This is a genomic window from Desulfothermus okinawensis JCM 13304, assembly GCF_054654515.1.
In genome coordinates, this window is sequence record NZ_BAAIEW010000004.1 from 81361 (window position 1) to 104369 (window position 23009).

Below are 23009 nucleotides of genomic sequence, written 5' to 3' on the forward strand. Positions count from 1 at the left end.
TGATACCTAAAATTTTTCTTGTTTTTTTCCCCTAATATATATGGCAATTAAGTTCATTACAAGAATTAATAGTACAAGTACAAGGGCTGATCCATATTGCAAGGGCCTGGTCTTTTCTATTTCTGTACCTGCAGTTGCAAGGACATAAATGTGATATGGCAATGCCATTACTGGATCAAAGATGGATCTTGGTAAGTCAGGTGAAAAGAACACAGCTGCTGTGTACATAATTGCTGCGGTTTCACCTGCTGCCCTGCTGAGACTTAAGATTGCACCTGTGAGTATGCCTGGAAGGGCTGATGGAATGACCACCTTACTTATTGTTTGCCATTTTGTTGCCCCCAGTCCAAATGATGCCTCTCTGTAAGTATTGGGAACACTTGATATGGCCTCTTCTGCTGTACTTATTATTACTGGCAACACCAGTATGCCAAGTGTGCATATTCCTGTTAATATACTTACTTTGAATTTTAGATAAGTGGCAAAAAAGGCCAGCCCAAATAATCCAAATACTATAGATGGAACACCAGCAAGGTTGTTTATTCCAAGTCTAATTAGCCTTAGCAAAATGCCCTCTCTTGCATATTCACTTAAATAAATTGCTGCACCTATTCCAAATGGAAGGGCAAGTGCCATAGCCCCAAAACTCAATATAAATGTACCAAGGATACAGGGAAATATCCCCCCCTTTGTCATCATATCCTTTGGTGGTGATGTCAAAAATTCCCAGGATATTGCGGAGATACCGTTTTTAACTAAAAAATACAAAAAAAGAGACAGGGCTAAAATGTTTATGAATGCAGAGAGTCTAAAAATAAGAAATACCATTTTCTCTAAGGGCTTGTTTTGTTTTTTGAACATATGATAGCACCTTTGATTTTTAGAGGGTAGCGCTACCCCTTTCTCTGTATTTATGGGATATGTAATCAGCAATCATGGTAAATGCACAGGTAAACAAAAAAAGCACTATTCCTATGGCAAATAGGGCATGGTAGTGAAGACTTTTATATGGTGCCTCTGCCATTTCTGCGGCAATTGAGGCAGGCATTGGCCTTACAGGATCAAATATAGATTCTGGTATCATTGCAGCCCCACCAGCCACCATAAGAACCACCATTGTCTCCCCAATTGCCCTTGCCATTCCCAGGGTTACCCCAACACAGATGCCTGAAATAGATGAGGGAATTATAACCTTTAAGATTGTTTGCAGGTGTGTTGCCCCAAGTGCCATAGAGCCTTCTTTTAATTCCACAGGCACACCATATATTGAATCTTCAGATATACTGCAAATAGTGGGGATTGACATAAAGGCAAGCATCAAAGATGCGTTGAATAAATTTAGTCCAGTAGCCAGGTCAAAGTATTGCTGTAGAAATGGAGCTACCACAACCATCCCAAAGAAACCAATTACCACGGAAGGGATGGCAGCTAAAAGTTCAATCAATGGCTTTACTATTTTTCTAACAAAAGGAGACGCCATTTCAGCTAGGTATATAGCAGTCATAACTCCAATAGGGACTGCAATTATAGAAGATAGTAAGGTTACATATACTGAACCAATAAAAAGTGGAAAGATTCCAAAATCTGGAGGATCAGATGTGGGATACCAGTATTTTCCAAAGAAAAATTTCTTAAAACTCACATGCTCAAAAATAGGCAATCCTTCATGAAACAGAAAAAAAACTATAAGCACCACAAAGGTAAGGGATGCTAAGGCAATGAGCAACAAAACCACTTTTATTGTTTTTTCTTTTATCCTATTTTTGTCCATCTTTAGTATCTTCCAGATAGAAGTTAGGAACAACTATTACATTTGTAAAAAAGGTCAGGCACCATAAGGCCTGACCTTTTTCTTTTTAATAAAGGGGGATATATCCAACTTCCTTTACTAGTTTTTGTCCTTTATATGGATTTAAAACATAATTTATAAAGGTTGCCACATCCTTTTTGGGCCATCCAGGAGTAAACATAAAAAGTGGTCTTGCAACTGGATAACTCCCATCCAATGCAGTCTCCGGGCTCCCCAACACTCCATTAACCTTTAGCTGCTTTAAATGTTTGTTTAAGTACCCAAGACCAATATAACCAATTGCATATTTATTTTTGGAAACTGCCTGAGCAACAGCACCATTTGATGCCTGCAGCTCTGCCCCTGGATATACCCTGGCTTCTTTAAGTATCTTTTTTTCCCATACTTCATATGTTCCAGAGGATGTGTCCCTGGATATAACTACAATTCTTTTATTCACCCAACCTAACTCTTTCCAATTTTTAATCCTTCCAGTATAAATGTCTCTTAGTTGTTTTATTGTCAGGTTGGAAACTGGATTTTTTGGATGTACCACTGGAATAATACAATCATAGGCAACTGCAAAGGGAACAGGGTACCTGCCTTTATCAAGTGCCATTTTGACTTCCTTTATTTTTATAAACCTGGATGCATCAGCAATATCTGTGGTGCCATCAATAAGTGCCTTTATCCCATTACCTGAGCCTCCACCTGAGATAGAGATACGGATCTCAGGGTGCTCCTTCATAAATGTCTCTGCCACCTTCTGGGCAATGGGCAATACAGTGGTTGAACCTTTGATTTGAATGGACCCACCAAAGGCAAAGTTTGCCATGAAAAACAAAACTAGGAATAGACAGACCTTTCTCATAACATTACCTCCTTTTTTTTGTTCCCCACTTGTATGGACTCAATTTGTTACATCTATGTTACAGCTAAGTTATTTTTGGGTGAATTTTTTAGATGACAAGCCTATTATTTGAGGTGTAATTTTCAAAAATTTATTGAAAAATAATAAAAAAAAGCTTAAGTGTTATATAATATTAAACTTTAGTTAGGGAGGGCTTATATGAAGACAAAAATAAGACTTTTTACCCATCTTTGTTTGTTCTTGATTATTGGGCTTTGTTATGTGGTGATGGCCTTTGCGTATGACACAGTTGGAGTTAATAATTATGAATACAATATTGATAGGCCAGGGTATGATTACAGAAACTTTGACCTTCCAGAAAATGATCCATCACTGTGTAAGCAGGCATGTGACAGTGATCCAAAGTGTAAGGCATGGACCTTTGTGAAGCCAGGTTACCAGGGGCCATATCCTAGGTGCTGGTTAAAATACACAGTACCAGGTCCTGTTCAAAATAAATATACTGTATCTGGGGTAAAAAAGAGAGATGAAAATACTATAAGTGGTAATAGGGTATTTTATAATCCCGAGATTTCAGGGTATAGGTTGGACTGGTGTAGGGTATGGGCGTCTCAGTGTGGTAAACCTGCTGCTGATGAGTTTTGTAAAAAACAGGGTTATACAGAGGCAGTGAGATGGGAAATGGCACCAGATATTGGCAATATAACCCCTACAAAGGTTATTGGTACTGGCCAGATTTGTGATCAGGGATTTTGCGATGGATTTAAATATATAGAGTGCTCTGGTAAACAAAGTAATACACAAAGTGGGGCTAGCAGTTTTAATTCATATGATTTAAATAAATATTATATTGGTTGTTTTAAAGACAGGGGTAATCCTTCAGGAACCCAGGGAAGGGACCTGGATGGTTTTATGTATGGATCCAAGGAGATGACTCCCAAGATGTGTATTGATATTTGTGCCAGAAAGGGGTTTAAATACGCATCAGTTCAATACTCATCCCAGTGTTTTTGTGGAAATAGTTATGGAAAATATGGTCCAGCTAATAATTGTGATATGAAATGTAGTGGAGATCCCAGCAAGATATGTGGAGGTTTTTGGGCAAACAGCGTGTACAGGACACATTTAAATGGGTTCCACACACAAAATTTCATTGATATTTCAGGCGAGTGGAGTACTAATTTTGGAATAGTAAAAATAAAACAAATGGGAACTAAGGTATATGGGGAATATTCCCATGACAATGGGAAATTAGAGGGTACCCTTAATGGAAACAAACTTACCTGTATATGGAAGGAGGCACCAACTTATCAGCCCAATCACGATGCTGGTGATTGCTTTTTTATTTTTACACGTGATGCAAAGAGATTTAATGGACACTGGCGATATGGATTTAATACAGGCAGATGGGATGGTGATTGGAATGGGGAAAAGATTAAGTAATACGATTTTGTATTGCCCCCCTGGAGGGGGCTGGCTACTAATACCATAAAAGTATCCTTATCTATTTTAGATCATGATATATTAAAAAACCTTTTACCATTATTTGCCAATATTTCCCATGCCTTCTCAATATGGATTTTCTTTATTTCTGAAATTTTTTTTGCAGTATAAACCACATAACCTGGTTCATTTCTTTTTCCCCTAAAGGGATGAGGTGTTAAAAAAGGGCAATCTGTTTCAACTACCATTCTTTCTATAGGGATTTTACTTACTGCTTCTTGTAGTTTTTCTGTCTTTGAAAAGGTAACTGGCCCTGGTATTGAGATCATCCAGCCATTTTTTAGTATCTCATCTCCAAGTTCCATGTCCTTTGTAAAACAGTGCCACATTAAAGGTCTATCTTTAAATCCCATATCTTTAAGTATTTTTAATGTATCTTTATCTGCGTCCCTTGAATGTATAACTACTGGCATATCCAGTTGCTTTGCAATCTCAAGTTGCATTTTAAATACATTTATCTGGTCTTGTTTTGGTGAATAATTCCTGTAATAATCAAGTCCGATTTCACCAACTGCCCTTAATTTTGAATCCTGTTTAAATATATTGACCATTCCACTAATATCTTGTTCACTCACTTTACTGGCTTCATGGGGATGGATACCAAGGGTGAAATAGATATTTTGATAATTCTCAAAGAGATTTTTCTTATTTTTGTATGAAATTATGTCTAAAAATACATTTACAATATATGTTACCCCTTTTGAATTAGCCCTTTTTATTACTTCATCTAAATCTTTTGAAAAGTTCTCAAGATCTAGATGTGCATGTGTATCCATTCCACCAGATGGTAGCACAAGAGTATCCATAATTCTTTTTTTCATAAACAGTACCTCTTTTGAAGTTTGTTGGAGTAAAAAAGGGGCATAAGGTATGCCCCTTTTGTTTTTATTTGGTGTTTAGATATTTTTCCTGGGGAAATACTGGTAAGTATCTGTAGGAAAGGGAAATTATTATTGCTGCATATGCGATTACCATAAAGGATGTGGCCCATTCTGTCCAATTGGGAATGTATACCTGCCACTTATCAAATGGCAGAACAGGAATTGCCAGGGTCTGAACAGTGAATACAAATCTGTTTATCACAATCCCACTACATGTCAGGATTCCTGCAATATAGAGTAGTGCTGGTATCTTTCTTATTTTTGGAATAATCAACATTATGGCAGGAATAATTCCACATATTCCAATCTCTGTCCACAAGAGCCATTTCCCATACACCTGATTAAACATTTGATCAAAGGTAAATCCCATTTTAGGTAAAATTCCTTTGGCCCATGCATAAGTATCTAATATTTTGAAAAACAGGTAAATAACCAGTAAGATACCTGAAATTTTACCCATTAAGTCTTTCACTGAGTAGTCAACTAGTTTCTTTTTTGTGAGTTTTTCTATTGCTGTGCAGATTAACACTGTGAAAAGTGGACCAGAGGCAATTGCTGAAAGTACAAAGAGAAAAAATGTCCATGGCCAGATGAAAAATCCTTCTCTAAAGGCAAAGGGCCTTCCAAATAATACACCATACATGCCACCCAGTGATCCCTGATGGAAAAAGGATAAAAATGTACCAACTGCAGCAAAAAGGGGCATAAACACATGAAAATTATGTCCCATATGATGACAAAATGGATTTTTGTTTATCTGTCTGTTTTCAAGTATTATTGGAAGATATTCAATTGTGAGCACCATGAGGTAACAGGTTATACAAAAGATAACTTCAGTTAACATGGAATGGACATTTGGGTGCCAGTATCCAAACCACGCCCTAAGTGGCTGTCCCACATCCAGGGCCAAGATCATCATAGCTCCAGAATAGCACAAAAAACCAATAATAACAGCAAGATTTATGATATGTTTTAGCTCATCTATCCTTAAGATATACCTCAAAAAGCCGCTAAAAAATGCCCCGGCTCCAAGGGCAATTACTGCAAGGTCAAAGGTTATCCACAGTCCAAATCCAAAATAGTTATTAAGGCCTGTGACTCCCAGTCCTTTCCACAGGATCTTTATGGCAGCAATTATCCCGATAAATAAAATTACAAATAAGAACATCATCCAGCCAACAAATTTTGGAAAGGAACACCTATCTACACCTTCTGGGATAAATTTTTCATCTATCATATCCTTTTTACCCCTTTTGTTTTTGGTGTTTTATTTCATTATCTGCTTGTTCTCTAACCCACTTTCTTCTGCTCATATAATAAACCTGGGGTTCTGTGCCCAGTTTTTCCAATAATCTAAAGGCGTACTTACTTTTTATGAGCTTAGCCACTTTATGTTTTGGGTTGTTTAAATTGCCAAAGGAGATTGCACCTGTTGGACATGCCTCCACACATGCTGGTTGATAGGCATCTTCTTCTAAGTCCAGAGGGTTTTTACCCTGGACCCTGGCCCGTTCCTTGGCCATTTGGAACCTGTGATGGCAAAAGGTACACTTTTCCACCACCCCCCTGGGTCTGGAGGAGACAAAAGGTGTGAGAGACTTTTCCATCCCTTCTGGCCAAACTGGATCAAACCAATTAAAGACCCTTGCATGATATGGGCATCCAGCCATGCAGTATCTACATCCTATACACCTTGGATATATCTGAGAAACTATCCCGCCTTCTTCATCTTTTGTGGTGGCCACAACAGGGCATACTGATGCACACAAGGGATGTCCACACTGCATACAGGGCCTTGGAAGGTATGCCTCGTCATAGTCTTTTCCTGTCTTTTTATTGGTAAGTTTATATACAATAAGCCAATGAACAGTCCTGAGTCTGTCAAAAGGTTGTGTGGCTGGAGGAATGTTATTTTCCGCCTGACATGCAACAACACAGGCACCACATCCTGTACACTTATCTATGTCTATGACCATTCCCCATCTTACTTCAAACTCATGATGAATTTGCATAAGTCCTGACATATCCTAACCCCACTTTATATTTTTGATACACTTACTCTATTTGGGGACCAATAAAATGATCCAGTCTTATCATCCTTTTTTACTTCAAATAGATCTGAAATATTCTCTCCAATATTTTTGTTGAACTGATCTTCTATTGACCTTCCCAGACCACTTAAAATTGCAACAGCTCCAGGTATAACCCCTGGGTCAATCTTTATCTTTGCCTGTATTTCTCCAGACTTTGTCTTTATTGTTACAAAATCTTTTTCATTTAAATGATATTTTTCTCCAGTGTCTGGGTGTATTCGGGCAAACAGATCATGGTTTGCTATTTCATCTTCATATATTACATCCAATGCAAATGGATATAAGCCAACTAAATTACTACCCACTTTAATAACATTAATTGGAATTAGTTCTAGCCCTTTATTATTGTTATCTATTTCCTGTGAGAATAGTTCCTGTAGTTTATCATCCCAGATTTTAAGTCCATACTGGATTTCATTGGTATCGTCTGTCCAGATATCTCCTGCTTTTAATTTGTCAATTTTAATGCCAAGATATTCTGATTTTGTTTTTACAACATCATAAAAAGAAGATTTTTCTAATTTAATGCCCAAACTCCCTGCTATTTCTATGAATAAGTCTGGTGGATTTTTTATGTCTGTTTCCACTAATTTGTCTGATACACAGTAGTTGGCAGAACCAGATCCAAAAGGTGTAAAGCAGTCATCCAGCCTTTCCAGAAAATAGGGCGAGGGTATAACTAAATCACAGGCTAGAGCTGTTTCATTCATAAATGGTGAAAAACATACCTTAAAGGGTATAATGGCTAGATGGGATCTTATATCTTTAGGCAGAAAGTAAAATGGATTTGTTTCATAGAATATGGCGGTCTTTATTTTTTGTGACCCTTTTGAGTATATTAAATCCATTAAATCATTTTTAAGGATTTCATTATGGTCCATTGAACTGGAAATTACAGAAGGAGGTTTTGGGATACACCTGATACCACCTTTTTGGTTGATCCTGTCTAAAAAGACATTGAGGATCAAACCTGCCAATATGTTCTGGATAGGCCCGGTTCCACTTATAGATGATCCAGCAATAACCAGAGGTCTTTTAGCATTTTTTAGTGCCACGGCAAATTCTTCTATGTCTGATACTCTGCACCCTATCTCTTCTGCCACTTTTGATGGCTCATAGTTGGAAGACACAAAGGATATAAATTCTTCTATGCCGTATATCCGTGGTATTCTGCTAGAGATTTTTGCCAGATAAGCAGCTACTGCAAATAAGAATTTGTAAATATTTCCTTCCGATATTAGTAGAGATCTCTCAGCAACAATAGAGGTATTGTTTTTATATGGTCCTACAAAATATATTTTTGTGTTGCCTTTTCCAAATGCCCTTTGGTTTCGAACATGTGTCCCCCAGCTATCCAAAAAATTGCATCCAGCAACCAAAATTAGGTCTGAGTTTTCTATGTCAAATCCCACCTCTCCATTTCCATTTAAAAATTCATACCATGCCTTAAAATATTTTTGTCTGTCAGATGGCTCCAAGAAAAAGAGTTTTGATCCAAGGTTACTAAGGATGGCGGAAAATACCTCATTACTGGAAGAGGTGTGGTCTCCACTTACAAATAAGATGGAATCTGTATTTTTTGATGCTTCTTTTAGTTTAGTGATTAGTATCTCTTTTGCTTTTTCTATTGATATATCTTTAAATTTTCCGTCTTTTTCCTTTATCTTTGGATTTTTTATCCTTGATGGGGAATACATTAGTGCACAACCAGACGCCCCAATTGGATCAATTCCTCCAAGGGATAGAGGATGTTTTCCGTTCCCTGATATTGTACAGGGTCTATTCCCAACAAAATTTACATACACCCCATATGGGCTATTTCCAAGTTTGATTACAGATGGTTTTTTTTGGAGTTCACCTTTTGGTATTCTGGGAATCCAGGGCCAATTCTGTGTCCATATGGAGATGTCATCTGCCAGTTTCCAGGGAATTGGAGTAAACATAGAGCCTATGGCGCCGCCTATTGCAAATTTTATAAAATCTCTTCTATCTAAAGCCATAATTTATGCTCCTTGTCCTTGATGTATCTATTTATGACAAACATAACATGCATTGGATGCATGGTTCTTAGCATGGCACCTTTCACATTTATACATCTTCATGGTGTACTTTGAATAACCTGTAAGCTTGTTTTCAAAATATGGAGGCATTGTCTTTGAGTTGCCAATGTCTGGATGACATGTCTTACAATCATATTTCTGGTGTGCTATATGTGAAAAATAGACGTTATCTGGTTGTTTTTGATAAATCTTCCAGTCCACTTCCCTGTTCTTCTTAACATATTTTTCCACAAACAGCTTTTCATCAGGTGTGCCTGTGATTGCCTCTGCATGACAAGATTCACACGATTCCAGAGAGGGGATACCATTAAAGGAACCATCGTCTCTGAAATAATGACATGCACTGCAATCTCCCAGTTGTTCCAAGTGGGCCTTGTGGCTAAAATTAAAAGGTTGTTCTTGTTTGGAAAATATAATATTTGGGAATATCCACCAGCCAATGAGCAGGGCAGTTAAAAATCCGAGGAAAAAGGGGGTAAATCCTGATTTTTTTTTCTTATTCACCCTAAGACCTCCAGTTTTTAATGAAATGGTTAATTAATATGGTTGTTTTATTTGGTTATTATATATATAGATTTCTGACAGTTAGACATGAAAGTTATCTATTGTCAAGAGGAAAACCAAAAGTTCCAGTAAAGGACAATTGAAGTTTAATGCACATCATTTTAAGGAAGTGAAATATTATGGCAAAATCAAAGATAACAAAACGAGTTATATTAAGATTGTTTTATAAGTATTCAAGACCAGTTACACTTAAGGACATTTATAAAAAATTATCTCCCACAAGAAAGGAAAAGAACAGGATAAAAGAGATTTTAAATGGATTAGAAAAGGATGGAGAAATAATTCCAATAAGACATGGAAGGGCATATGGCCTTATAAAGAGGATGGAGCTTGTAAAGGGAGAGATAGAACTTCATCCAGATGGTTATGGATTTTTGATTCCAGATGATAAGCGAAGAAAGGATGTATATATTTCAAAGGACAATTTAAAGGACGCATGGCATAAAGATCATGTGGTAGTTGCCCTCCTTCCTGATTCAAGAGGGAAGAGCCCTGAAGGAAGGGTGGTTAGAGTTATCAGGAAAAATATTGAGGATATCCCTGTTCAGTTGATCAGGAAATTATCAGATACTGTTTTTCTGGCCCGTCCATGTGATACAAAATTGCCTTTTGATTTTATTGTGGATATCAGTGATATAAAAGATACTATTGTTAACACAAATCAGGTGGCAGTGATAAGGCCAACAGAATTTTATGAAAAAAATGTATTTTTTGCAAAGGCAGTAAAAATACTCGGGGAATCTGATGAAATTTCAGTCCAGGAAGAGATTGTAAAGATTTTTCATTCAATCCCCAGGCAGTTTCCCCCAGAGGTGCTTGAAGAGTCAGATAAAATTAAATTAAAGATTACAGACAACGATCTTAGAAAAAGAAAGGATTTAAGGGATCTTAATTTTGTTACAATTGATGGAAGAAATGCAAGGGATTTTGATGATGCAGTTTTTGTGGAACAGATAGGTATGGGATTTAAGCTCTATGTAGCCATTGCAGATGTAACCCATTACATTAAAGTGGGATCAGCTTTAGATTTAGAGGCCAGGGAGAGGGGAAACTCATACTATTTCCCCACATCTGTTGAGCCCATGTTTCCCCCAAAATTATCAAATTATATCTGTAGTTTAAATCCTGGTGAAGATAGGCTGGCAATGGTGGTTGAGATGGATTTTAACAAACAGGGGGATATGAAAAGATCCAGATTCTATGGTGCTGTTATAAAAAGTAAAAAGAGACTAACTTACTCCCAGGTACAAAGGGCCGTTATAGAAGGGGACATGGATGAGAGAAGAGAAATTGGCGAAGGTATTTGTGAGATGCTGGATAGTGCAAAGACTTTAGCAGAGATTTTAAATAAAAAAAGGACTATCAGGGGTGCAATTGATTTTGACATACCTGAGCCAGAAGTTATATTTGAAGACCTCGATCACACGGCCATCAAGGATTTTATTATAAAGCCAAAAATTAGGTATTTTTCCCATCAAATTATTGAGGAATTTATGATAGCTGCCAATGAAGCGGTTGCAGGTTTTTTGACGGAAAATGAACTCCCGTGTATGTACAGAGTGCATCCTGAGCCTGATGAAGAAAAGCTGGGCTCTTTATTTGCCATATTGGAAACCACAGAGATTAGCAATAAGATACCAGATAAGATAGATAGTAAATCAATACAAAAATTACTTGAAGATGTTAAGGGAAAGGATTTTGAATTCCTTGTAAATAGACTTATGCTAAGGTCCATGATGCAGGCCTTCTATGATCCAAAGAATTCTGGCCATTTTGGCCTTGCTTCTGATTGTTATTGCCACTTTACTTCTCCAATTAGAAGATATGCCGATGTAGTTGTGCACAGGATACTTAAAACCTACCTTGGAATAGAGAATGTCCGTCTTTTAAAAGAGAAGAAGATGAAGACACTTGGAGAACACCTGAGTAAAAGGGAGAGGGTGGCCCTAAGTGCTGAGAGGGATATACTGAAAAGACTCACAGTTTTGCTTATGAAAGACAGGGTTGGAGATATATTTACAGGAGTTATATCCTCGGTCATGGATTTTGGATTTTTTGTGGAGATAAAGGAGGCCATGGCAGAGGGGATGGTTAGGCTATCTTCTATTGGAGATGACTACTATATCTATGACCATACATACCAGAGGCTGATTGGTAAAAGGACTGGCCGAATATTTCAAATTGGAAATAAGGTAAATGTAAAGGTTGCAGGTGTTAATTTAGATAAAATGGAAATAGACTTTGAACTATGTGAAGAGAACAGGGAGGAAAGTATAGATGAATGATATTATCTATTCCATTATTATTCCAATAAAAGATGAAGAAGAAAATATACAACAACTATACACAGAGATAAACAGCTCCATGGAAAGAATAGATAAAAGATGGGAATGTATATGGATAGACGATGGGTCTAGGGATAACAGTCTGGAGATATTAAAGAAAATATGCAAAGAAGATAATAGACATAAGTTTATTTCATTTAAGGAAAATATGGGACAGTCAGCAGCATTATTTGCTGGATTTAAGCGTGCCAGGGGAGAGATCCTTTTGACAATGGATGGAGATGGTCAAAATGATCCAGCGGATTTTCCTAAATTACTTGAAGTGCTAAAGGAAAAGGGAGTGGATTTTGTGACTGGATATAGAAAAAACAGGCAGGATTCTTTGATTAAAAAGGTCTCATCAAAAATAGGAAATTTTTTCAGGACCCTTGTAACAGGAAAGACAGTTAGAGACGCTGGGTGCGCAATCAAGGTTTTTAAAAGGGAATGTGTTGAATTTTTGCCCCCTTTTAAAGGAATGCACAGGTTTTTTGCCACAATAATTCACCACCAGGGGTTTTCATGGGAAGAACTACCTGTTAATCACCGTCCTCGTTTTAGGGGAACAAGTAAATATAATATTTCCAATAGGCTCTGGGTGGGAATACTGGACTTGATAGGTATATGGTGGTTTAGAAAAAGGACATTTCGATATGAAATTACGCAAGTAAGTAATGATCTGAAATAGTTTAGTTGATTTTACATATCTAGTGGAGGTAAATATCCATGCTTACAGACAAAATCTGGCTTGGAATAGGTTTTTTTGCACAGGCCCTTTTTGCATCAAGATTCATTGTCCAGTGGATTGCCTCTGAAAGGGCAAAAGAGAGTGTAGTTCCTGTGGCTTTCTGGTACATTAGCTTATGTGGAGGAATTTTGCTTTTTGCCTATGCCACTTGGAGGCGGGATCCTGTATTTATGTTGGGACAGTGTTCTGGAATTTTTATATATTCTAGAAACTTATATTTAATTCATAAAAAAAAGAAGAGGGAGGCAGCAAGTTGAAGCCCTCCTTTAATTTACCCACCAAAACCATCTGGGGGTTTTTGCTTTTGGTCCTTATCTTTAGGCTGGCTTATATCCATATGGTGCCCCTACAGTTGGTTCCTGATGAAGCATATTATTGGGACTGGTCAAGACACCTTGACATTGGATATTACAGCAAACCCCCTATGGTTGCCTGGCTAAATTATATATCCACATCTCTGTTTGGCATAAATGAATTTGGGGTGAGGTTCTTTGCAGCCCTATTTGGTACAGCCTCTGTTGGTATATTGTATATGCTTGCCAGGGAAATGTTTGACGAAAATGTGGCATTATTATCATCTTTGGTTGCCCTGCTCACTCCAGCAAATGCAGCTCTCTCCTTTGTGATGACTATAGATCCACCTCTAATTTTTTTTGGAACACTATCCCTGCTTTTTTTGTGGAAAGTAACTGAAACAAATGGGAAAAGACAACTGTTATATTTTTGTATCCTTGGCACAAGCGTGGGACTTGCTTTTTTGAGTAAACAGATGATGCTCGCCTATTTAGCCATTATGTTTTTTTTGTTTATTTTTGATAAAAAGTATAGACCTCTTCTAAAAACCCAGGGATTTTTTTTGTTTTTAATTATTTCCCTCTCTCTTATATCCCTTCCACTATACTGGAACTATAAACACAACTGGGTTACATTTCAGGAAACTGCACACCATTTATCCTCAAATTTATCTCTTTTTAAAAGTATTAAGACCTTTCTTGAATACATTGGGGGTCAGGCCTTAATCATGACCCCTATCTTTGCAATTATTATTTATCTTTCAATCTACAGGGGAATTTTGGAATACAATAGCCTGGATAGAAGGTTTAGATTTTTATTCGTCTTTGGACCACTTCCTTTGATTGTTTTCTTGTTTTTGAGTATAAAACAAAGGGTAAATGCAAATTGGCCTGCACTTTTTTATCCTCCTGCAATTATATTTTCAATTGCATGGAGTTTGGAGAAATTTAACAAAAAACAATTTGAGAAATGGATAAACAGGGGATTTATTGTTGCCTGTTTGTTTGTTTTTTTAACTTATATAACACCTTTTGTGTTTACCATTGAAAAAATAAGTGGAACAAAGATTGATCCAACAAAACGTGCTAAAGGATGGAAGGAATTGGCCATTCAGTTTAGTGATATTTATAATAGTCAGAAGAATAAAAAAAATATTTTTATTGTTGGAGATAAAAGAGATATAATATCAGAAATGGCTTTTTATATGAGTGAGCATCCATTTATATATAAGATAGATAGAACACCAAGCTACATCAAAGACCAGTATGAAGTGTGGGATGGTCCTGGGGAAGATATGGTCGGCAGAGACAGCTTGGTGATCTTAAAGGGAAGACAAAATGGGAGTGAACTTTTAAGCTCATTTCACAGTGTAAAGAAGGTGGCAGAAATAAAATCAAATATTGGGAAAAATAGCTATAGGTTATACTCAGTTTTTAAATGTTATAATTTTAAAGGGAAACTATAATATTATGATAAAATTGTTTCATACAGCAGATATCCATATTGGAGCAAGAAATAAATACCTTGGAGATAAGCTCTTTCACCTACAAAAGAAATTTTTAAAAAGATTATACAATGATGCAAAGAGAGAAGGTGTAAGATATGTTGTAATAGCTGGTGATATATTTGATTCCAATTTTGTTATATCAAGTATGGTAAAAGAATTTTTTGAAATTGTCATCTCTAATGAAGATATATATACAGTGATTATACCTGGTGGAGGGAATGTACATGAAAAAGAAATAATAGGACACGATGCATACACAAAAGACTCTGTTTATTTAAGACCTGATGTGAGATTATATCTAAAAAATGATAATATAGTTTTTTTATCGCCAGATAGTCCATCTCAAGTAGTGGACAACATAGCCTTTTATGGAGGTTTTTTCGAGATTCCAGATTTACCCAGGCTGGATGCCAGATACCATATTGGAGTTGTGCACGGACCATTTAGTGAGAGACCAGAATATGGAGAAATTCCAGTTAGTGAACTGGAAAAACTATTTTTTGACTATATATGTCTTGGACACTATCATTCTTTTAAAAGATTCAATAAATGTGCATACTCTGGACCATTGGTACAATTTGAATTTTCAAAGAAAAAAGATGTGTCAAGTGGTTATGTGAAGGTGATATTAGATGATGGTGTTAATATTGACTATCAGATGTTTTATGATGCACCTTCCTTTTATAAAAAGGATATTATGGGATTAGATGATATTAATTTAGTACTCGATAGGGCAAATAAGGGACATTTTGTTGAAATTACAGGCTATTATAAAGAATTAAAACCTCAGATTGAAGAGATTTTGGGAAATAATAATATAAAATTGTCTGATGATGTAATAGAATATGAAAAAGATGGAATTTATGGGATTATAGAAGAGTGTTTGGATGATATTTTATCCAGTAATATGTATATTGAAAAAGATATAGCTGATGACATAAGATCTTTTATTTTAAAAAGTATCAGGGGGAATCTAACAAAACCAAGAATAGAAGAATTTTTAAAAAATAAGTTTTTGCTATGATAAAGTTAAATAAAATACACTTGATAAATTACCTAACACATAGGGACTTTTCCCTGGAATTTGATTATCCATTTTTTGAGTTAAAAGAGCAAAATGAATTTGGAAAAAGTACTATACTCAGCGCCATTTCAGATGTATTTTCCTTTAATCCTTTATCCCTTGTGAATAAGGCCACTAAAGGATCAGGAAAAGAGCCAGTGATTGAACTTGATTTTGCGTTAAATGATATTTCCTATACAATTATCTTAAATGGTCAGGAGGGTAGTGTATTACTAAGAGGAGAGGATGGTACATATCTTACATCTAAGTCTAGTATAAAAGATCTTTTTAAACAAAATGGATATCAATTTTTCCCTTATGTGGTAAAAAATTTGCTTTTTTTAAAAGAAAGGGACTTATCAATAAATTCAGATTCTGCTGAGTTTAAAAAATTCACAAAAGATATTTTAAATGTGGAAAAGATAAATAAACTCATATCAATTGTTGATAAGATAATTTTAAAAAATAAGGGATTTAAGGCAGGTCAGTTTGGCAAATTGTATGGCGAGTTAGAGGAAAAATCCAGAAAGCTAAGAAGTGAGATAATATCCCTTGAGTCAGATTTTGAAAAATATTCTATGAATCTGGAAAGATATAATGAGTTAGATAAAAAAATCGAAATGCTCTCTCAAAATATATCTGAAAAAACAGACAATATCAATACAATTGATGCAATTATTTCCTATAAAATAAAAGAGGAGCATGAAAAAAAATTAAAGAAAACTTTAGATGAATTAGATGACGTTAAAAAACAGATAGAATACTTAACTAAAAAGATTAAGCAACTTTCTTTTGAGAAAAAGGAAAAAGAGAAATGTATAAATGATCTATTGAATCTTCGTAAAGATATTGAATTTTTAAAACAAAAAAAGCGTGAATTAAATACGTTGATAGAATTAAAAGAAAAAACAAAAAAATATTGTATAGATTTATTAAATAAAAATAAATCTATAAAACAAACTATAGATGAAATTTCGCAAAGTATCGATGGAGTAAACGAAGAGATAAAAAATTTTCATAATAAACGACTAAAGTTAGAAAAAGAGTTAAATAACATTATAATATTAAAGGAAAAAAACGCCTTTATTTTGAGAGAAAGAAAAAGATTGGAAAAGGAGTTTAAAAAACTGGAACATATTAAAGTACAGATTGGTGATCTGGAGGATCAGATAAAGGATTATATCACATATGATATAAATTTTTTGAAAAAATTAATAACTGATATGGATATTTTAAATGGGTTAATTAAGTCCTCCATGGGCAGGATTGAGGTAAAGAAAGGTTCTATATTTGTAAATGATAAATTGATAAATAAAGGCAATTTTATACAGTTTAAGGGAGAGGCGCATTTAAGCAATGATTCTTTTATAGCTACTGTTACTACCAATGAAGAAATATCGAAAATAAAGAAAAGGTTAGCTCCTTATTTAAAGGTATTTAAATCCAGAGAGAATTTGTTTGATATAATAAAAAAATTAGAAAGATATAATGAGTTAAAAAAACAGTATCAGAAAGAACAAGTAGATGAAATAAAGGCTAATATGGATAAGTTGTTAAAACAGGAAATTGAAATTAAGAGGGCAACTCAAGAGGAAGAAAATTTGAAGACTAATTTAGATGAGATCAAGGAGAAAGAAAATAAGCATAATGACAAGAAACAGATTTTGACCCAGAAGTTAAGAAAACTGGAAAAGGAATACTCAGAAAACAATGGAAAACTTGTAGCAAAACAAAACGATTTAAAAAAGATAGATGTGGATATACAGGTGCTTAAACTGGAAATAGATAAAAAAGCTTGTCAGTTATATGGAAATGGGTTTGAAGATATATCTTTAGATGATGTGAAGGCAAAAATAGAGGAGGTTAAGCAGGAAATAGAAAACATTTCCAGGCAACTCACAGAGGCAACATCCAATAGGTCTGCATATATAGAAAAGGCCAATTTTTTAGAAAAAGAACTCTCTTCAATTAAAAAAGAACTCACAAAAATTGGAGACATAGACTCTCAGATAGAAGGCCTCTCTTATGGACAGGTAAAAAAATATGAATCTTACACCCCTGATGAGCTTCATGCAATTAAACAGGAATTAGATGATGAATTGAAAAAAGCTATGGATGAGAAAGAAGTTCTTATTAAAGAGTATTCTGAGCTTAAAGGTATTCTAACCCATGTACCTGATTTTAGTATGCTTGAGCAAAAGCGAAGGGAGTTAGAGGATAGTTTAATAAAACTCTCAAGTATGGATAAGATAGAGGGTATCTTGCGCGGATCCAGACAGGTACTTGAGTTATTGAGACAAAATATTGAGGAAAAATATCTAAGCTCTCTATCTGATGCCACCTCTAAAAATTTCTTTGAAATTACAAAGGGTAATTATTCAAAGGTGGTATACAACGACAATACAATATTTTCTGGTAAAGAAAATTTTTCAAAATCCTGGATGGCCATATCAAAACAAGGTGTTGAATTTACTTTTGATGAACTATCAGATGGTGCAAAGACCCAGCTCCTCCTTGCTGTAAGACTGGCGTTAATTTCTTCGTTTTTTGGAAATAATAGGGCATTTTTACTTCTGGATGAGCCCTTTGCATATTTTGATTATCAAAGAACTGAAAAGGCCAGAAAACTATTAGATGGACTTGCAAAAAAAGGATGGCAGATCATATTAGTGTCAGCCAAAGTTTTAATTTCATAAATCTCTTATCTATCTCTACGTGGTTGAATCAAATTTAGAGATTAAAGGCTATTAAAGAACAAAATAAATCCTGGCTAATTCTATAGTTATAAATAACTAGTAAGTATAGACTAATTATTATGGCGGTGGATGTCTGTTAATTTTTTCAGGAAAAATTCATTTGAATTTATAACAAAAACAGGCTAAATTTTATAATTACATTATGCCAAGGAGGAGTATTATGGATAAAGGAGAATACTTTGAGGTCAAAGATATATCCCTTGCAGAACAGGGAAGAAAGAATTTAGAGCTTGCAGAGTTACATATGGGAGCTCTCATGGAAATCAAAAAAAGGTTTGAGAAGGAGAAGCCATTTGAAGGAATAAGGATAGGGATGGCTCTGCATGTTACCAAAGAGACCGGTGTTTTGGTAAGGACACTCAGGGCTGGAGGGGCAGATGTGGCCATTACTGGTTGTAATCCCCTGTCCACCCAGGACGATGTGGCTTCAGCCCTTGCAGAAGAAGGTGTTAAGGTTTGGGCATATAAGGGTGAGACAAGGGAAGACTACTATAGATATTTAAAATACGTAATTGAGCATAAGCCCCACATAACCATAGACGATGGATGCGATCTGGTATCAGAGATCCACAAAAGTTATCCCCAATTAATATCTGATATAATTTGTGGGTGTGAAGAGACCACTACAGGAATTATCAGACTTAAGGCCATGGAAAAGGATGGGGCACTGAAATATCCTATGATAGCTGTGAATGACAACATGACAAAACATCTTGTTGATAACTATTATGGTACTGGTCAATCTACAATTGATGGAATCCTGAGGGCAACAAATATCTTGATTGCTGGTAAGACCTTTGTTGTGTGTGGTTATGGTAGTTGTGGAAAAGGGGTTGCCATGAGGGCTAGGGCTCTTGGAGCAAATGTCATTGTATGTGAGGTGGATAATTTCAGGGCCCTCCAAGCAGCCTATGACGGATATAGGGTAATGCCCCTTAGGGAAGCAGCAAAACTAGGTGATATTTTTTGTACTGTAACAGGCAATAAACACGTAATACGCTTAGAACACATGAAGCTCATGAAAAATGGCGCTGTACTTTGCAACTCTGGACATTTTGATGTTGAAATAGACATTGCCTCATTGGAGAAGGCAAATTCAGGCATGAGACAGATGAGACCTTTTATGGATGAATATATTTTAGATGGAAAAAAAATATTTATCCTGGGAGAAGGACGTCTTGTCAATCTTGCAGCGGCTGAAGGTCATCCAAGTGAGGTCATGTCCACATCTTTTTGCGGACAGGCACTTGCCTGTGAATATGGAGTAAAAAATAGGAACAGGCTGGAAAATAGAGTTATCCAGCTCCCAAAAGAAATAGATGATGAAATAGCAGGGCTTCAACTAAAGGCCATGGGAATTGAAATTGATGAGCTTACTGATGAGCAAATTGAGTATCTAAATTCCTGGGAAGAAGGAACTTAACGTATTAACTGCTAAAAGGAATTGTCTTTGATAAAAAGGGACAGAAGGAAAAAGCCTTTTGTCCCTTTTTTAGGAAATACCCTTTGATCTTATAAGTAAGGAGTAATAATAGATAGATTACATGAAAAGGGGAAGGAGATAGATATTTATTTACCAAAGAGCTTTTTTAAAAGTTCTGTAGTCCTTGCCACTGGATTTTTTCTGATCCTGACCTCTTCTTCTGCCATTAGGGTAAATAGACCCTTTAAAGTATTGTTTGTGACATAGTCTTTTAGGGAAAAATTGTCTTTATTCCCAAAATACGCCCTTATCTTTTTGCCATAAGAGGAATCCATTATTTTTTTATATAGGTTTGTAACTCCCACCTGGCTCAAACTCTTGTCTATAATTGGCGAAAAACGCTTTACCAGTTCTTTTTCAGTCTTTTGCTTAAAATAATCTGTAATAGAATGGTCTCCACCTTTCCAAATCTTTTTCGCATCTTCTATGGTTATTTCTGAAATAGCCTTTTTAAATACTGGAAGGGCCTCAACAGTTGCCTTTTCAGCTGCATGGTTCATTGAAACTTCAAACTCTTTCACCTGTGATGTGAGTCCAACTTGTTTTCCCAATATGGCAATTTTTTCTATGGTTGGGGGAAGGGGTATTTTAATTTTGGGGTTGTTTAAAAAACCACCTTCTTTTCCTGCACTGGTAACTACTCTTTTAGAGGCAACTAAAAGGGCCTCTTTTAATCCCTTTTTTATCTCATCTTCAGACAAGTTTGTTTGACCAGTTGAAACACTCTTTGAACTTATCTGCTTTTTAAAAAAATCCATAAATCCAGCATGGGCACTACTAAAGACAAAAATCAAAGCAACTAAAAATAAATATGATATTTTTCTGGGCACAATATATTCCTTTTCTAAATAGTCATTAAATTGATTTCAGGTTTCCTATCAATTAATCCATTTTCATAAGAGTATTTGTAAAATAGCTTTAATCCTTCCAGATATTGTATATTCATATCGTATATGAGTCCTTTGAAGTATGAAAGGGCCTCCTGGTAGTTTAATATATTTTTGTCCTCGACAATCCTGGCAAACATATCAAGTCGAAGTTTCCCCCAATTCTTTGCCATAAGCAGGAGTTTACATGAGTCTATGATTTTGTCACCAATTTTATCAAGAGATTTTTTGTTTACCACCCACACTCCAAACACAAAGGGAAGGCCTGTTAGTTTTCTCCATTCTTCTCCCATATCCATCACATGGGGGAATAGGGTGCTTCCCCTAAGGTGAAGGGCCTCGTCTCCAATTGCAAGGGCCCCTAAAATGTCTTTGTCATGTATGTTTTTAGTTACATCTCCAACAACAAACTCTGGCTCAATATTTCTGGATCTCAAGTATATTTTAAGAAGGGTCACAGATGTATGTGAATGCGCAGTCAATACTATTTTTTTGCCACTTAGTTCTTTTATTGGTATTTTGCTCAAAAATAGGACACTCATAACTGGTCCATTTGACCCTATGCAAATATCAGGAATTAGCAGATATTTATCAAAGTTTCTTCCATATTCTATGGAGGATGTACCACTTATATCCAGTTTTCCCTGGGACATGAGTTCATTTAATCTGGCTGGTATACCTTCAACTACCTCAAATGAATTTTTTATTATCTGTTTTTCAAGGGGATAATATATTGGGAGGACGTTTAAATAACCTATTTTCCCAAGTTTAATTTTTGTAATGTAATTATCCATCCTACATTAAACCAATGTGTAGTCCATTCGTCTTTGTCTGGGCTGGAAACCAGCTTCTTCTATATAGTTTTTGATTTCATCTATGGACAGTCTAAATTTAACACCAGTTGCAGCCACCACATTTTCTTCAATCATTGTGGAACCAAAGTCATTGCCACCAAAAAATAAGGCAAGCTGGGCAATCTCAGGACCCATGGTTACCCATGACACCTGGATATTATCAAAATTGTCAAGTACTATTCTGGATATAGCAAGAAGACGCAAATATTCAACAGATGTAATCTTTCTTGCCTTTATTTTGGTGTTATCAGGCTGAAATCCCCACGGAATAAATGCAGTAAATCCCCCTGTTTTATTCTGTAAGTCCCTTACTCTGATAAGATGTAAAATTCTCTCTTCCATGGTTTCAACATGGCCAAACATCATGGTAGCAGTGGTCTTAAGCCCAAGCCTGTGTGCTGTTTCCATTACATAAAGCCATTCACCTGAGCTGCATTTATTGGGGGAGACCTCTTTTCTTACCCTGTCCACCAGGATTTCAGCTCCACCGCCTGGTATTGAATCAAGACCAGCTTTAATCAATTGTTCAAGCACATTTTTGATTGAAATATTGTTTAGTTTACTAAAGTGAACTATTTCAGGTGGGGAAAACCCATGAACATGGATAGATGGAAATTTTTCTTTGATATGGCTGAGCATATCCATATAAAAATTTAGCTTGAGGTCTGGGTGGTGGCTTCCCTGAAGTAAGATTTGTGTACCTCCAAGGTCTATGGTCTCTTGAATCTTTTTATCTAGCTCATCAAAGGTCAAAACATATCCATCTCTGTCTCCAGGAGATTTAAAAAATGCACAGAATTTACATCCACATACACATATGTTTGAATAATTTATATTCCTATCAACAACATATGTGACAATTTTTTCAGGGTGTTTTTTTTCTCTGATATAATTTGCCAGATTACCAAGATCAAACAAAGATCCCCTTAAATATAGCCAATATGCCTCGTCAAAGGTAATCCTTTTTCCTTCCAATACGTTAGCTATAATTTCTTTTAGCATTTTTATGTCCAGATATAAAGAATATTAAAAAGTTGTAATTTCCACAAAGAAGCTATTTACAAACTAAAGAGGTGTCAACAATTTTGTATTGACCATCTCTGATGATTTTGTAACCATAGAAAAATTAAATCGCAAGACATAACAGGTTTAAAAGATTGGTGTATTAAGTTTTTTTTAATTTGTCTCAGCATTGTTGATCTACATAAAGTCTCTAAGAATAAAAAGTGACCATATTATCTCAAAAAATAATTCAATAATTCTATTATAAATTCTCAATTTTTAATTAATTCAGGGGGGATTATGAAAAAGCTGCCAATAGGCATATCAAGC

19 protein-coding genes are annotated in these 23009 nt (G+C 35.6%); 8 read left to right on the forward strand and 11 right to left on the reverse strand.

The genetic code is table 11. The annotated features are described in order from the left end of the window. Window positions 1–6: 6 nt before the first annotated feature. The 3 genes from pstA to ACYQ0O_RS02885 all read right to left on the reverse strand — a co-directional run bounded on the left by pstA (window position 7) and on the right by ACYQ0O_RS02885 (window position 2660). Window positions 7–861 (reverse strand): phosphate ABC transporter permease PstA, encoded by an 855-nt coding sequence (gene pstA, locus ACYQ0O_RS02875; RefSeq protein ID WP_459890450.1) that lies wholly within the window; start codon window positions 859–861, stop codon window positions 7–9. A 19-nt stretch (window positions 862–880) separates the two neighbouring features. Then, on the reverse strand, window positions 881–1771 hold the full coding sequence (gene pstC, locus ACYQ0O_RS02880; protein WP_459890452.1) for a phosphate ABC transporter permease subunit PstC: 891 nt from the start codon (window positions 1769–1771) through the stop codon (window positions 881–883). Window positions 1772–1856: 85 nt separating this feature from the next. After that, complete coding sequence (locus tag ACYQ0O_RS02885) at window positions 1857–2660, reverse strand: phosphate ABC transporter substrate-binding protein (RefSeq protein ID WP_459890454.1); 804 nt, start codon at window positions 2658–2660, stop codon at window positions 1857–1859. A 198-nt stretch (window positions 2661–2858) separates the two neighbouring features. On the opposite strand from ACYQ0O_RS02885, the gene ACYQ0O_RS02890 reads away from it, so the two are divergent. Continuing rightward, complete coding sequence (locus ACYQ0O_RS02890; protein ID WP_459890456.1) at window positions 2859–4103, forward strand: PAN domain-containing protein; 1245 nt, start codon at window positions 2859–2861, stop codon at window positions 4101–4103. Between the two features lie 71 nt (window positions 4104–4174). On the opposite strand, the gene ACYQ0O_RS02895 is transcribed toward ACYQ0O_RS02890, so the two are convergent. From ACYQ0O_RS02895 to qrcA, 5 genes are all read right to left on the reverse strand, one after another. Next, complete coding sequence (locus ACYQ0O_RS02895; protein WP_459890458.1) at window positions 4175–4984, reverse strand: TatD family hydrolase; 810 nt, start codon at window positions 4982–4984, stop codon at window positions 4175–4177. A 64-nt stretch (window positions 4985–5048) separates the two neighbouring features. Beyond that, window positions 5049–6281, reverse strand: a complete 1233-nt coding sequence (gene qrcD, locus ACYQ0O_RS02900; protein ID WP_459890460.1) for a menaquinone reductase integral membrane subunit QrcD — start codon at window positions 6279–6281, stop codon at window positions 5049–5051. Window positions 6282–6288: 7 nt separating this feature from the next. Continuing rightward, window positions 6289–7056, reverse strand: coding sequence for a menaquinone reductase iron-sulfur cluster-binding subunit QrcC (gene qrcC, locus ACYQ0O_RS02905; RefSeq protein ID WP_075069697.1), 768 nt, complete (start codon window positions 7054–7056; stop codon window positions 6289–6291). Window positions 7057–7082: 26 nt separating this feature from the next. Next, window positions 7083–9137 (reverse strand): menaquinone reductase molybdopterin-binding-like subunit QrcB, encoded by a 2055-nt coding sequence (gene qrcB / locus ACYQ0O_RS02910; RefSeq protein ID WP_459890462.1) that lies wholly within the window; start codon window positions 9135–9137, stop codon window positions 7083–7085. A gap of 27 nt (window positions 9138–9164) precedes the next feature. Next, a complete protein-coding gene (gene qrcA / locus ACYQ0O_RS02915; RefSeq protein ID WP_075069684.1) occupies window positions 9165–9701 on the reverse strand; it encodes a menaquinone reductase multiheme cytochrome c subunit QrcA in 537 nt (178 codons plus the stop codon). A gap of 179 nt (window positions 9702–9880) precedes the next feature. Here qrcA and rnr point away from each other — a divergent pair, with 179 nt between their 5' ends. The 7 genes from rnr (at window position 9881) to ahcY (ending at window position 19876) form a co-directional block, all read left to right on the forward strand. Beyond that, entirely contained in the window at window positions 9881–12046 is a 2166-nt protein-coding gene (gene rnr / locus ACYQ0O_RS02920; RefSeq protein ID WP_459890465.1) for a ribonuclease R, read from the forward strand. Continuing rightward, the gene (locus tag ACYQ0O_RS02925) at window positions 12039–12773 is read left to right on the forward strand and encodes a glycosyltransferase family 2 protein (protein ID WP_459890467.1); all 735 of its coding nucleotides are present in this window, start codon (window positions 12039–12041) and stop codon (window positions 12771–12773) included. Before rnr ends, ACYQ0O_RS02925 begins: the two co-directional genes overlap by 8 nt. A gap of 38 nt (window positions 12774–12811) precedes the next feature. Beyond that, on the forward strand, window positions 12812–13090 hold the full coding sequence (locus ACYQ0O_RS02930) for a lipid-A-disaccharide synthase N-terminal domain-containing protein (protein WP_075069685.1): 279 nt from the start codon (window positions 12812–12814) through the stop codon (window positions 13088–13090). 47 nt (window positions 13091–13137) lie between these two features. Beyond that, entirely contained in the window at window positions 13138–14592 is a 1455-nt protein-coding gene (locus ACYQ0O_RS02935; protein ID WP_459890469.1) for an ArnT family glycosyltransferase, read from the forward strand. A gap of 4 nt (window positions 14593–14596) precedes the next feature. After that, window positions 14597–15658, forward strand: coding sequence for a metallophosphoesterase family protein (locus ACYQ0O_RS02940; protein WP_459890471.1), 1062 nt, complete (start codon window positions 14597–14599; stop codon window positions 15656–15658). Next, window positions 15655–18393 (forward strand): AAA family ATPase, encoded by a 2739-nt coding sequence (locus ACYQ0O_RS02945; protein ID WP_459890473.1) that lies wholly within the window; start codon window positions 15655–15657, stop codon window positions 18391–18393. Before ACYQ0O_RS02940 ends, ACYQ0O_RS02945 begins: the two co-directional genes overlap by 4 nt. 220 nt (window positions 18394–18613) lie before the next feature. Then, window positions 18614–19876 (forward strand): adenosylhomocysteinase, encoded by a 1263-nt coding sequence (gene ahcY, locus ACYQ0O_RS02950; protein ID WP_459890475.1) that lies wholly within the window; start codon window positions 18614–18616, stop codon window positions 19874–19876. A 146-nt stretch (window positions 19877–20022) separates the two neighbouring features. Here ahcY and ACYQ0O_RS02955 read toward each other — a convergent pair whose 3' ends face one another. From ACYQ0O_RS02955 to mqnC, 3 genes are read right to left on the reverse strand one after another with little or no spacing between them, the layout of a single operon-like run. After that, window positions 20023–20766: a DUF4197 domain-containing protein gene (locus tag ACYQ0O_RS02955; RefSeq protein WP_459890477.1), complete on the reverse strand. Its 744-nt coding sequence runs from the start codon at window positions 20764–20766 to the stop codon at window positions 20023–20025. Window positions 20767–20780: 14 nt separating this feature from the next. Beyond that, complete coding sequence (locus tag ACYQ0O_RS02960) at window positions 20781–21617, reverse strand: menaquinone biosynthetic enzyme MqnA/MqnD family protein (protein ID WP_459890479.1); 837 nt, start codon at window positions 21615–21617, stop codon at window positions 20781–20783. Window positions 21618–21623: 6 nt separating this feature from the next. Next, entirely contained in the window at window positions 21624–22679 is a 1056-nt protein-coding gene (gene mqnC, locus ACYQ0O_RS02965; RefSeq protein WP_459890480.1) for a cyclic dehypoxanthinyl futalosine synthase, read from the reverse strand. Window positions 22680–23009 lie beyond the last annotated feature (330 nt).